At 68.6% G+C, this 13,626-nt stretch carries 8 protein-coding genes; all 8 read left to right on the forward strand.

Features of this window, described 5'->3' with window-relative positions; translation table 11 throughout:
* Window positions 1–2 precede the first annotated feature (2 nt).
* Genes tssF through FHT32_RS18505 form a run of 8 tightly spaced genes read left to right on the forward strand, consistent with a single transcriptional unit; the run spans window position 3 to window position 13,605 of the window.
* Window positions 3–1,895, forward strand: coding sequence for a type VI secretion system baseplate subunit TssF (gene tssF / locus FHT32_RS18470; RefSeq protein WP_176666049.1), 1,893 nt, complete (start codon window positions 3–5; stop codon window positions 1,893–1,895).
* On the forward strand, window positions 1,859–2,995 hold the full coding sequence (gene tssG / locus FHT32_RS18475; RefSeq protein WP_256099046.1) for a type VI secretion system baseplate subunit TssG: 1,137 nt from the start codon (window positions 1,859–1,861) through the stop codon (window positions 2,993–2,995). The genes tssF and tssG overlap by 37 nt, the downstream gene beginning before the upstream one ends.
* Window positions 2,992–5,721, forward strand: coding sequence for a type VI secretion system ATPase TssH (gene tssH, locus FHT32_RS18480; protein WP_176666050.1), 2,730 nt, complete (start codon window positions 2,992–2,994; stop codon window positions 5,719–5,721). The genes tssG and tssH overlap by 4 nt, the downstream gene beginning before the upstream one ends.
* Before the next feature lie 25 nt (window positions 5,722–5,746).
* Window positions 5,747–8,854 carry a type VI secretion system Vgr family protein gene (locus FHT32_RS18485; RefSeq protein WP_218088260.1) on the forward strand — a complete coding sequence of 1,036 codons (3,108 nt, stop codon included), beginning with the start codon at window positions 5,747–5,749 and terminating at the stop codon, window positions 8,852–8,854.
* A 19-nt stretch (window positions 8,855–8,873) separates the two neighbouring features.
* On the forward strand, window positions 8,874–11,468 hold the full coding sequence (locus FHT32_RS18490) for a DUF2169 domain-containing protein (protein ID WP_176666051.1): 2,595 nt from the start codon (window positions 8,874–8,876) through the stop codon (window positions 11,466–11,468).
* Complete coding sequence (locus tag FHT32_RS18495) at window positions 11,465–12,517, forward strand: pentapeptide repeat-containing protein (protein WP_176666052.1); 1,053 nt, start codon at window positions 11,465–11,467, stop codon at window positions 12,515–12,517. The genes FHT32_RS18490 and FHT32_RS18495 overlap by 4 nt, the downstream gene beginning before the upstream one ends.
* A 28-nt stretch (window positions 12,518–12,545) precedes the next feature.
* A complete protein-coding gene (locus FHT32_RS18500) occupies window positions 12,546–13,187 on the forward strand; it encodes a DUF3540 domain-containing protein (protein ID WP_176666053.1) in 642 nt (213 codons plus the stop codon).
* A 22-nt stretch (window positions 13,188–13,209) separates the two neighbouring features.
* Window positions 13,210–13,605 (forward strand): DUF4150 domain-containing protein, encoded by a 396-nt coding sequence (locus FHT32_RS18505; RefSeq protein ID WP_126025731.1) that lies wholly within the window; start codon window positions 13,210–13,212, stop codon window positions 13,603–13,605.
* Window positions 13,606–13,626 lie beyond the last annotated feature (21 nt).

The raw sequence follows: 13,626 nt of genomic DNA on the forward strand, positions 1-13,626 counted from the left end.
CCATGGACCCTCGGCTGCTGAGTCTGTACGAACAGGAACTGCGCTACTTCCGCGAAAGCTCTTCGGAGTTCGCGCGCGCATTTCCAAAGATTGCGCATCGGCTTGGCATCGAAGGCCAGGAGGTCGCCGACCCGTACGTGGAGCGGCTGATCGAGGCCACTGCATTCCTTTCTGCGCGCGTGGGCCTGAAGCTCGATGCCGAATACCCGCGCTTCACCGGCCACCTGCTGGACATCGTCTATCCGCACTTCCTCGCGCCGACGCCGGCGATGGTAGTGGTCTCTTTCGCGCCCGACCCCGACGACGCCAACCTCGCCACCGGCCCGAGCCTGCCGCGCGGCAGCGGCCTGCGCGCGCGGCAGGCGGTGGGGCAGAACACGCACTGCGAGTTCCGCACGGCGAGCGCGCTGCGCGTCTGGCCCATCGAGGTGCAGCGCGCGCAGTACTTCACCTACGCGCCCGACCTGCCGCTGAACACGCATCCGCAGTCGCGCGCCATCCGCGGCGGGCTGCGCATCACACTGCGTGCCACGGCCGGGCTGGACTTCAGCCAGATCGCGCTCGACGATCTCGTGCTGCATTTCGGCGGCGCGGAAGACGTGGCCTGGCAGCTGCACGAATGCGCGCTGGGCCAGCCCATCGGCGTGCTCGTGCGGCCACTGGGGCCGGGCGGCGCGCTGCAGGGCACGCCGCGCAGCCTGCCGCCGAGCGCCATCGGCGCGGTCGGCTTCGAGGACGACGAGGCGCTGCTGCCCGTGACGGCCACCGGCTTCTCTGGCTTCCGGCTGCTGCAGGAGTACTTCGCCTTTCCCCAGCGCTTCCAGTTCGTGCGCATCGGCGGGCTCAAGGCGCTGCTGGCGCAGATGCCTGTTGCAGAAGTCGAGATCGTGCTGCTGTTCTCGCGCGGCGACGCGGCGCTCGAGAAGCTCGTGAGCGCGGACAACGTGCTGCTGCACTGCGTGCCCGCGGTGAACCTCTTCAGCAAGCGGCTCGACCGCGTGGCCATGACCGAGGGCGTGAGCCAGTTCCACCTCGTGCCGGACCGCACGCGCCCGCAGGACTTCGAGGTGCACACCGTCACCGAGGTCATCGGCCATGGCGCGCCCGGCAGCGATGCGGTCGCGGCCGAGCAGCCGTTCAGGCCCTTCTATTCGGCCTTCCACGGCAGCCGCCTGAGCCATCCGGCCTACTTCACGACCACGCGCGAGCCGCGCATGCTGTCGGTGCGCCAGCGCACCGAGGGCAACCGCAGCAGCCACATCGGCTCCGAGGTCTACATGCAGATCGTCGATCCGCAGCAGGCGCCTTACTCGGCCACCCTGCGGCAGCTGGCCGTGAGCGCGCTCTGCACCAACCGCGACCTGCCCCTGCTGATGCCACTGGGCCGCGAGAACGACTTCGACTGCGTCGATTCTTTCCCCGTGCAGCGCGTGCGCATGGTGCGGGGGCCCTCGCGGCCGGTGTCGCCGGTGGTGAGCCAGGGGCTGGGCTGGCGCGTGGTCGACCACCTCGCGCTCAACTACCTGTCGCTGTCCGACAGCACGCCAGAGCAGGGCGCGGCCGCGCTGCGCGAGACGCTGATGCTCTATGCGGTGCATGCCGACGAGATGCGCCAGGGCCAGGTGCGCGGGCTGCTGTCGGTGAAATGCAAGCCGGTGGCGCGCCGCCTGCCGATGAAGGGGCCGATCGCCTTCGGCCGCGGGCTGGAGGTGACGCTCGAAGTCGACAAGGACGCCTTCCACGGCCACAGCAGTTTTCTCTTCGGTGCCGTGCTGGCACGCTTTCTTTCGCGCCACGTCGAGGTGAATCATTTCGTCGAGACCGTGCTGCGCATCGCGGGCAAGGGCGAGACCATGCGATGGAGGCCGCTGTGCGGGACGCGGCAGATCCTGTGACGAGCGCGGCCTCCGCACCCGAGACCGGCGGCACCGTGCAGGCGCGCGTCGATGCGGCACTGCGGGGCTGGTCGGAACAGCCCTGGGCCTTCGACTACTTCGCGGTGATGCGTCGGCTGGAGTCGGTCGCGAAGACCACGCCGCGCTGGGGCCGCGCGCTGCTGCCCGGCGCCGAGCCGGTGCGCGTGGGGCAGGAGCCGTCGCTCTCCTTCGCGCCCGCGAGCTTCAGCCGCTTCGAGCCCGCCACCGCGCATTCGCCGCCGCGCCTGCGCCAGCAGTTCTTCGGCTACATCGGCCCCAACGGGCCGCTGCCGGTGCACCTGAGCGACTTCATCCGCGAGCGCAGCCTGAACCATGGCGACCCGACGTGGCTGGCCTTTCTCGACAGCTTCTCGCACCGCTTCTCGCTGCACTTCTACCGCGCGTGGGCGCAGTCGCGTCCCGCCGTCGCGCTGGACCGGCCGGGCGAGGACCGCTTCCGCCTGCAGATCGGCGCGCTGGTGGGCATCGGCGCGCCGGGACGGGTGGGGCGCGACGAGATCCATGACGACGCGCGCCTGCACTTCTCGGGCTGGCTCGCGCGCCGCGTGCACAACGTGGAGAGCGTCGAGTCGGTGCTGTGCAGCTATTTCGGCGTGCCTGTGAAGCTGGAACGCTGGGTCGGCCACTGGATGAGCCTGCCGGCCGGTGAGCTCACGCGGCTGGGGCAGGGCGAGAGTTCGCGTTCCATGGGCATGGGCGCCATGCTCGGCACCCGCGCGTGGGATCGCCAGCACCGCGTGCGCCTGCACCTGGGGCCGCTCACGCTGGAGCAGTACCGCATGTTCCTGCCCACCGGGAATGCCCGCCCCGTGCTGCAGCGCTGGATGCAGCAGCTGCTCGGCGACGAGCTCGAGTGGGATGCCGAGCTCGTGCTCGAGAAGGTGCAGGTGCCGCCCACGCGCCTGGGCGAGGCGAAGGGCAGCGCGCCGCGCCTCGGCTGGGTGTCGTGGCTCGGCGAGCGCCCGCGCTCGCGCGACGCCGCCGACGTGCGCATCGGCAACCAGTCTTTCAACAAGCCCATCTTCATTCGTTCAGAAGAGATACGGAGTCCCTCATGAGTGAAATCAGCCGCACCGCCCTTTTCGGCAAGCTCAACTCGCTGGCCTACAAGGCCATCGAAGGCGCCACCGTGTTCTGCAAGATGCGGGGCAATCCGTACGTGGAGCTGGAGCACTGGTTCGCGCAGCTGCTGCAGGCGCAGGACTCCGACCTGCACCGCGTGATCCAGCACTACGGGCTGGACGTGTCGGTCATCGCCAAGGACATGACGGCCGCGCTCGACCGCCTGCCGCGCGGCGCCACCGCCATCAGCGACTTCTCTCCGCACATCGAGAACGCCATCGAGCGTGCGTGGACCTACGCCACGCTGCAGTTCGGCGAGGCGCAGGTGCGCACCGGCTACCTGCTGGTGGGCATGCTGAAGACGCAGAGCCTGCGCAATCCGCTGTTCGGCCTGTCGAAGCAGTTCGAGAAGGTGAAGGTCGAGGACCTGGCCGACAACTTCGCCAAGATCTGCGACGCCTCGCCCGAGGCGCAGATGCGCGCGCAGGACGGCACCGGCATGGGCAGCGGCGCGCCCGGCGAAGACTCCGGCGCGATGGCGCCGGCGGCCATGGGCAAGGGCGATGCGCTGAAGAAGTTTGCGGTCGACCTCACCGAGAAGGCGAAGAAGGGCGAGATGGACCCGGTGACCGGCCGCGACGAAGAGATCCGCCAGATCGTCGACATCCTCATGCGCCGCCGCCAGAACAACCCGCTGCTGACCGGCGAGGCCGGCGTGGGCAAGACGGCCGTGGTCGAAGGCTTCGCGCAGCGCCTGGCGCGCGGCGACGTGCCGCCGCAGCTCAAGGACGTGAAGCTGCTCACGCTCGACATCGGCCTGCTGCAGGCCGGCGCGAGCATGAAGGGCGAGTTCGAGCAGCGCCTGCGCCAGGTGATCGACGAGGTGCAGAGCTCGCCCACGCCCATCATCCTTTTCATCGACGAGATCCACACCCTGGTGGGCGCGGGCGGTGCTGCCGGCACCGGCGATGCGGCCAACCTGCTCAAGCCGGCGCTCGCGCGCGGCAACCTGCGCACCATCGGCGCGACCACCTGGGCCGAGTACAAGAAGTACATCGAGAAAGACCCGGCGCTCACCCGCCGCTTCCAGGTGGTGCAGGTGCCGGAGCCCGACGAGACCAAGGCGATCCTGATGCTGCGCGGCGTGGCCAGCGTGCTCGAGAAGCACCACCGTGTGCAACTGCTCGACGAGGCCATCGAGGCGGCAGTGAAGCTGAGCCATCGCTACATTCCAGCGCGCCAGCTGCCCGACAAGGCCGTGAGCCTGCTCGACACCGCCTGCGCGCGCGTGGCCGTGTCGCAGCACGCCACGCCGCCCGAGGTGGAAGACTGCATGCGCCGCATCGAGGGGCTGACGGTGGAGCAGGAGATCATCGGCCGCGAAGAGGCCATCGGCATCGACGTGACCAAGCGCGCCGCGCAGGTGGCCGCGCTGCTGGCCGAGTCGAAGGTGCAGCTCGATGCGCTGAACGCGCGCTGGCAGGAAGAGAAGGGGCTGGTCGACCGGCTGCTGGAGCTGCGCAGCAAGCTGCGTGCGGGGAACAAGCCGGTGGATTCACAGAAAGCCGAAGGCGATGCCAAGGCCGACGTGCCCCCACTCCAACCCTCCCCCAGCGGGGGAGGGAGCGAAGACCGCGCCGCGCTGCTGGCCGAACTGCATGAGCTGCAGGCGAAGATCCATGCGGTGCAAGGCGAATCGCCGCTCATCCTGCCTTCGGTCGACGAGCAGGCCGTGGCCTCGGTGGTCGCCGACTGGACCGGCATTCCCGTCGGCCGCATGGTCAAGAACGAGGTGGAGGCGGTGCTCAAGCTCGCCGACACGCTCAACCAGCGCGTGATCGGACAGAAGCACGGCCTGGAGATGATCGCGCGGCGCATCCAGACATCGCGCGCGCGGCTGGACAACCCGCAGAAGCCCATCGGCGTTTTCATGCTCTGCGGCACCTCCGGCGTGGGCAAGACCGAGACCGCGCTCGCGCTGGCCGAGGCGCTGTACGGCGGCGAGCAGAACATCATCACCATCAACATGAGCGAGTTCCAGGAGGCGCACACCGTCTCCACGCTCAAGGGCGCGCCCCCGGGCTATGTGGGCTATGGCGAAGGCGGCATCCTCACAGAGGCGGTGCGCCGCCGGCCCTACAGCGTGGTGCTGCTCGACGAAGTGGAGAAGGCCCACCCCGACGTGCACGAGATCTTCTTCCAGGTCTTCGACAAGGGCTGGATGGAAGACGGCGAGGGCCGGATGATCGACTTCAAGAACACCATCATCCTGCTGACCACCAACGCGGGCAGCGAGCTGGTGATGAGCATGTGCCGCGACCCCGAGCTGCTGCCCGACCCCAACGCGCTGGCCGATGCGCTGAAGGCGCCGCTGATGAAGGTGTTCCCGCCCGCGCTGCTGGGCCGCATCGTCACCATTCCCTACTACCCGCTGTCGCCCGAGATGATGAAGAAGATCGTGCGGCTGCAGCTGGGCCGCATCAAGAAGCGCGTGGAAACCAACCACGGCGTGCCCTTCGAGTACAGCGACGCGGTGGTCGATCAGGTGGTCGCGCGCTGCCAGGACCCGGAGTCGGGCGGGCGCGTGATCGACGCGATCCTGACCAACACCGTGCTGCCGACGATTTCGGTCGAATACCTGCAGCGGCTGGCTTCGGGCGGCGAGATCCGCCGCGTGGCGCTCGACGTGAAGGACGCCGACTTCACTTACGCGTTCGACTGACAAGCCTCCACCCCCAGAGAAAAAGATGGCCGATAACGAGTTCCGCATCGAGAGCGATTCACCCGCCAAGGACGACCTGATGTTCTGGCGCATCGTGGGGCACGAGGCGCTGGCGCGTCCGTCGGCCTACGAGCTCACGGTGATCTCGAAGAACAAGGCCATCGACGCCAAGGACATCCTGGGGCACGCCTTCGACGTGGTGATCGAGTTCAAGGATGCCGACGGCGGCACGCACGAGCGCCACTGCCAGGGCCATGCGGTACGCTTCGTGCGCGCCGGCCACATGGGGCGGCACCATGAATACCGCATCACGCTGCGCTCGTGGTTCTGGCTGCTCACCAAGCGCGCCAACTCGCGCATCCTGCAGGACAAGAAGGTGCTCGAGGTGCTCGACGCGGTGTTCGAGGACAGCCCCATCAAGCGCTTCAAGAAGACCAAGGCCGACAACGTCATCGGCACCCACAACCCGAGGCGCTACTGCGTGCAGCACCAGGAGAGCGACTACCGCTTCCTGTCTCGCCTGCTGGAGGACGAGGGCATCTACTACTGGTTCGACGCGCATGGCGCGCCCGGCACCATGCACCTTTCGGACGCCAGCGACCTGGCGCACGAGAAGCTGCCGGCGGCCGACACCCTGCGCCACATGGCCGTCAACGCCGCCGAGCCGCGCTTCAACGAGATCTCGCGCTGGGTCAGCGGGCGCCAGTTCGACACCGGCAAGCACGCATCGCGCGACAGCGACTTCAAGGCCATCAAGAAGAAGCTGGGTGCCGACATCGACGCATCGGACGACCACGAACTGGCGAGCCTGGAGCTGTTCGAGTTCCCGGGCGGCTACTTCAGCGGCGACGACGCCGAGACCCGCGCCAAGCTGCGCGGCGACGAACTCAACGCGCACCGCGACCGCCACTGGGCCGTGACGCCGTGGCCCGACGTGACGGCCGGCCGCGGCTTCAAGTACGAGGGCGACCCCGACGGCACGCGCAACGGCGACTACGTGATCGCGGCCTGCACCTTCGTCGCCAGCCATCGAGGCTACGAGGGCGTGAGCGCCAGCGCCCCGGCGCAGCCCGTGCACAAGGCGCTGGCCGAGGTGCTGCGCGACGACGCGGTGAACGCCGATACGCTGCCGGTGCTGGAGGAGATCATCGCCGCCACGCCTGCGCTGTCGGCCGCGCAGACCGGCAGCAGCATCTTCCTGCTCACCGTGATTCCCACCGAGCGCCTGTTCCGCACGCCGCGCCTCACGCCGCGCGTGACCATGCCGGGCCCGCAGACCGCCATCGTGGTCGGCCCCAAGGGCGATGAGCTGCACGTGGACGACCACGGCCGCGTGAAGGTGCACTTCCATTGGGACCGCTACGACGAGAGCAACGAGAAGTCGACCTGCTGGATCCGCGTGTCGCAGCCCTGGGGCGGCAAGGGCTGGGGCGGCTACTTCATTCCGCGCATCGGCCAGGAGGTGATCGTCGACTTCCTCAACGGCGACCCCGACCGGCCGATCATCATGGGCCGCGTCTACAACGACGAGCAGCCCATTCCCTACAAGTCGCCCACCCAGAGCGGCTTCAAGACCCGCTCCACGCCCGGCGGCGGCTCCTCGAACTACAACGAGATCATGTTCGAGGACAAGAAGGGCGAGGAGAAGATCAACATCCACGCCGAGCTCGACATGAGCCGCAGCGTGGAGCGAGACGACTCCACCACCATCGACCGCGACCAGAGCGTCACCGTCAAGCGCGACCAGACCAACCACGTGGACCGCGACCGCAAGAGCACGGTGACGCGCAACGACACCAACATGGTGGTGGTCGACCAGAAGAACACGGTCAAGGGAAAGCAGAACAACCAGGTGGTGGGCGACCGCAGCACCTTCGTCGACAGCAACGACACGCTGACCGTCACCGGAACGCGAAAGACCGACGTGACCGGCGCACGCACCGACACCTCGCGCGCGGGCGAGACCCGCAACGTGATCGGCAACCAGACCATCACCGTCAGCGGCAACCTGACCTACAAGGCCGCGAAGATGAGCTTCGAGGCCGGGCACATCGACTGGATGGTGACGGGCGCGAGCTCGAAGTACATCACGGTGCCCACCGGGCCGCTGCACCTGATGGCCAACAAGATCAAGCTGATGAGCAACACCGGCATCGAGATGATGGCGGTGGGCAGCATCGACGCGACCTCGGTCGGCTCCAACACGACCATCCTCGGGCCGAACACCAGCGGCTACATCGGCACCAACAGCGAAGCCAACCTGGGCATCGCGCGCTCGACCTTCATGGGCATGAGCATCGACAACGCGCTGGCCATCGCCATCTCCAACTTCGGCGGCGTGGCGATCGATACCGCGCTGGGCGTCAAGCTGTCGTCCGGCGTCGCGCCGGAGATCCAGGCGTTTCCGATCGACGTGGAGCAGGCCGCGCTGCATACCTTCACGCCGGGCGCGGGTGCCGGCGGCGCGGGTGGCGCAGCCATCGCCGGCGCACTGGGAGCGGTCGCGGGCCTGGCCAGCGCGGACGCGGACATCGCCGCGACGCTGAAGCAGTACGCAGACGCCGCCAATGCGCTGGACAACGCCGCCAACGAAGCGGACGCCGCGCACCTTCCCGGCCTCGCAGGCCGGCTGCGCTCGCTCGGCGCGATCACGCGCAACCGTCGCGTGGAAGGCGTGATCGGCAGCATCCCGGTGCTCGGAACCGTTGCGATCGCTGGTGGTGAACTGATCGTCGGTGCCTTGGGCGCCGCCGGCGTCGGAACCGGCGGCGAACGGCTGGCTGCCGACGAGTCGGTCAACGCGGACGGCTCTGCCGCACCGCCCCCGCCTCCGCCGGCTCCTCCCGCCCCGCCGCCGGCACCCGGAGTAGGCGCTCCCGCGGAGCCGACCCAGGAATGGAGCCCGACGCCTCCGGCGCCGCCGCCACCACCGCCACCGCCGCCACCACCGCCGCCACCACCACCGCCGCCGCCACCACCGCCGCCGCCGCCACCACCGCCGCCACCACCACCGCCGCCACCACCACCGCCGCCACCACCACCGCCGCCACCGCCACCATCGCCGCCACCGCCACCATCGCCGTCATCCGACCCGCTGGACGGAGGGGTGCCACCGAACGACGACTGGGAATGAAGAGGGCTGCCGACAGACCATGCAAGTCCTCAAACCCCAGGCGCTCGGCTTGTCGACGCGCCCCATCGAGTACCGCAAGCGCTTCGGGCTCAGCATCAGCGCCTGCCTGCACCTGCCGTTCGCGCAGGGCGAGCGCGGAACGCTGTGGGCGGAGCAGTCGATGTGGTCCTTCCTGGCGAAGGAGATGGCCCAGCCGATGATCGACGAGGGCGTGGCCAAGCTCACGCCGGAGTTCCTGGTGCACGGCAAGGCATTCCCGCCACCGGACCGGCCCGACGGCTGCGCCGTGAGAGCCCGCTTCGGCGCGCAGGAAAAGACGCTGCTGGTGCTGGGCGACCGCTACTGGGACGGATCGAAGCCGAGCAAGGCGCGGCCTTTCGCGCAGATGCCGCTGGACTGGTCGCGGGCCTACGGCGGGACGGACTTTCCCCTCAACACCGCCGGCCGCGGCAGGCAGAAGGCCGATGGCGTGGCCTGGCTGCCCAACATCGAACTGCCGCACGACCGCCTCCTGCGCCCCGACCAGGCCATCGCGCCCGCCGGCATGGGAGCGCTCGACGTGATGCATCCGCAGCGCGTGCAGTACCGCGGCACCTACGACGCCGACTACCTGAAGCTGCACGCGCCGGGCTTCGCGCCGGACACCGACTGGCGCTACTTCAACCTGGCGCCGCCGGACCAGTGGATGGGGGCGCCGCTCGTCGGCGACGAACCGTTCTCGTTCGAGAACATGCATCCGGAAAAGCGCCTGATCGAAGGCCGCCTTCCGGGCATGCGGGCCCGCGTGTTCGTCGGCTACCGCATGGCGGCCGGAGAGCCCAAGGTGCGCGAGGTACCGCTGCGGCTGACGACGGTGTGGTTCTTCCCGCATGCCGAGCGCTGCATCGCGATCTTCCAGGGCCTGGCCGAGGTCGGCACCGACGATGGCTCCGACGTGGTCAGCCTCATGGGAGCCGTCGAACGCATCGGCCAGGTTCGCTCCGATGCGCACTACCTCGACGCTGCCGCGAAGCGTGCCGATCCGAAGATGGGGCCCATCTACGCCATCGTCGACAGCGACCTGCTTCCGGAGGGCGTGAACACCGTCGACCCCGATGTGGAAGCCGCCAAGGCACCCTTCGGCACGGAGGGACTGCAGGGCGAAGCCCAGCGTCGCCGGGCCGGGATGGATGTGGCCTTCGCCCGCGAGAAGGCCATTTCCATGGGCAAGGACCCGGACGCGCTGGGCATCCGCATGCCTGCGCGCGAGAAGGTTCCGGTCGGCGACGAACTGCCGCCCTACCTCGAGAAGAAGATGAAAGAGGCCGAGGCACAGCAGTGGGCGGCGCTCGAGGATGCGGTCACCGTCGTCGAGCGGGCACTGGCGATGTCGCAGGAGCAGAAGATCGACCTCGCCAGGCTGCGGCACCGTGGTCCGCCGAAGTACGACCCCGACAGGCACATGGCAGAGATGCGCGCACAGGCCGCCATGGGAACGAGGCCTGTCGACCTGGCGCCCATCTATCCGAAGCTGTGCCAGATCGAGGACGCGCATCGCGCGGGCTATCTCCAGTCCGCGCACATGCAGCCGCCGGCCTACCCGATGGCTGCGCAAGAGGCAGAGAAGCTGCGCGGCGAGATGGCGCGCGCCAGCGCTGCGGGCATCAAGTTCTTCGCGGGCATCGACCTCACCGGCGCCGATCTCTCGGGCCTCGACCTGCGGGACGTGAACTTCGAAGGCGCGTGGCTCGAGAGCGCGAACCTCGCCAATACCAATCTCTCCGGCGCCAACCTCGCGGGCGCGGTACTGGCGCATGCGAATCTGGAGGGCGTGATCGCCATCGGAGCGAAGTTCGGCAAGGCCAATCTCGGCAAGGCGCGGCTCTCCCGCGGCGTCTTCGACGATGCCGACTTCAGCGCAGCGACGCTCATGTACTGCGCATTCGCCGGCACGCAGATGCGGCGCGCGACATTCGCCAAGGCGAACCTGCTGAACACCACGTGGGGCGATGCCGACTGGGCCGGGGCCGACCTGAGCGGCCAGGTCTTCCACAAGCTGGACCTCAAGGGCATGCGGTGGCCGGAGGCGAACCTGTCGGTCTGCAATTTCATCGAGTCCGACCTCTCGGGCGTCGACATGCACGGCGCGAAGATGGAGAACGCGACCTTCGTGACCAGCAAGCTCGACGGCGCGAAGATGATGGCGGCTCGCTGCGCCGGCACCGTGGCGGTCAAGGGAAGCAGTCTGGCCGGTGCGGACATGAGCCAGGCCGACCTGCGCCGTTTCAACTTCGGCGCCTGCGATGCGCGAGGTGCCAAGCTGATCCGCGCCGTGCTCGACGGCGCCAATCTCTGCGAGGCCCTCCTGGAGGGCGCCGACCTGCGGCTCGCCAGTGCGAAGGGCGCGCTGATGCGCAAGGCCGTCTGCACCAATGCGCTGTTGTCGGGCGTGAACTTCAGCGAGGCCATCTTCCAGTCGGCGGACCTGCGCGGAGCCGACCTGCGGCGCAGCAATCTCTTCGGCGCCGACCTCGGGCGCGTGCGGCTCGACGGCTCCACGAGCTTCGACGGCGCATTGCTGAAGCGGGCGCGAACATGGCCACGGCTCACACCGGAACAGCAGGCCGCAGCATGAGCCCGAACCTGCTGGCCATCGCAGTCAGCGTCGGCGAGGCGCTGGAAGGCCTCGACCTGCGCAAGGGCCGCTACGCCGGGCTCGCGCTCGGCGGCGGAATCTTCTCGCGGGTCAATTTCGCCGAAACGGATTTCCGTGGCGCCGACCTGCGCGAGACAGTGTTCGACGCATGCGACCTGCGCGGCGCCATCGCATCAGGCGCCAACCTGCGCAAGTCGGTCTTCAACCGCTGCAAGCTCGACCACGCGGACCTGCGCGAAGCCAACCTGCACGGCGCCGTGTTCACGGAGTGCGACCTGACGCATGCGCAGATGGCGCAGTCGGCGATGACCATGGCCACGCTGGCGCGTTGCCGGCTGGACCATGCCGTGCTGCGCGGCGTGCAACTCGATTCCGCCGTCGTCACCCAGTCGGTGCTGCTCGACGTCTGCGCCGACGACACCAGCTGGCAATACACCACCGTCAACGAATGCGATCTCTCGCATTTGACGTGGACCGGTGCGCGCATGCTGCGCAACGTGTTCTTCAAGACATCTCTAAAGGGGATGTCGTTCGCCGGGCTGGAGCTGAACGGCTGCCAGTTCTCGTCCGCCGATTTGAGCGGGGCCGACTTCGGCGGCGTCACGCTGCAGCAGTGCAATTTCCAGGGCGCGACGATCGATGGCGCGAAGTTCGCGAATGCCGTGGCACCGTCGGCGATCTTCTGCGCCGCAACGGGCAAGGGCGTCGACTTCTCCGGTGCCCGCCTGCGGCAGGCTCTCTTCACCGGCGCCGTGCTGCCCAAGGCCAATTTCACAGGCTGCGACCTGTACCAGACCCATTTCGCGGGCGCGAAAGTGCAGGGCGCCGACTTCAGCGGCGCCGAGCTGACGTATGCCGACTTCAGGCATGCCGATCTCACCGCGGCCGACCTGCGCCGCGCCACCATGCTGCGCACCGTGCTGCATGCAGCCATCACCGAGAACGCGCAGATGAGCGACCGTGCCCGCGCGCTCGAGTCCGACCCGGAGCTTGCCGAATCCGAGCGCTGGCAGCCGCTGGTCGCCTGACATGACGAATACGGAGGAAACAGCCACCATGAACAAAGAAACGACAACGCTCGCGAAGGCGCGCACCGTCAAGAAGAGCCAGACCGCGAAGGCCATTCCGGGCGAGTGGTGCGTGGGCATCCTTGGCATCGACGCGAAGGGCCGCCAGGTCGTTGCCAGCGGCGACCTGAAGCTTCGCGCACGCCGCGCCGCGAGCTGCCTGCTCGAGCCCGCGGCCGGCGACAGCGTGGCCTGCCTGCGCATCGCGCCCGACGAGGTCTGGGTCATGGCCGTGCTGCAGCGCGAGGAGGGCACGGCCAATGTCGTGAACTGCGAAGGCGGCGGCATGCGCATCGCCGCGGAGGGCGGGCGCATCGAACTTGCGGCCGAGGAGCTCGACATCGCCACGCAGCGCACGCGCCTTGCCACCGACAGCGCCGACGTCGTCGGCCGCCAGCTCAGCGTGGTCGGCACCAGCCTCAAGCTCGTGGGCTCGGTGCTGTCGTCGGTGATGGACCGCGTGCAGCACTTCAGCAGGCACTACCTGCGCACCACCGACGGCATCGACCGCGTGTCGGCCACGCATGTGGAGTGCGAGGCGCAGCAACTGATGCGCCTGGAGGGCGACCACACGCTGGTCAACGGCCGCGAGCTGGTCAAGGCGCGCGGCGCGCAGATCCACTTCGGCTGAAGCCCGGCGGAGAAGAAGAGAAATGTTCGCCAACTGCCAGCTGATGGGCACGGACATGGGATTTCCCGATGTCTGCATCACGCCCGCCGCGCCGTCGCCGATACCGGTGCCGTATCCGAACATCGCCATGGGTCCGATGGCGATTCCGAACTGCCCGACGATCCTCATCATGGGCGGTCCGGCCCACAACCTCGGCACCACCATTCCGATGACCAACGGCGACAACTCCGGCGTGCTGCTGGGCGTGGCCTCGGGCACGGTGATGGGGCCGAGCCGCCATCTCACCGGCGCCTTCACGGTGCTGATGATGGGCATGCCCGCGTCGCGCCTGACCAGTGTGTCGCTGCAGAACAGCACCAACTGCCCCGGCGTGCGCACCGTGCCGAGCCAGCCGCTGGTGCTGCTGCTGGCGCCCTAGAGAAACCGAAGCAAAGAGGCT

This window comes from Variovorax sp. SG517, assembly GCF_013376045.1.
Taxonomy (GTDB): Bacteria; Pseudomonadota; Gammaproteobacteria; order Burkholderiales; family Burkholderiaceae_C; genus Variovorax.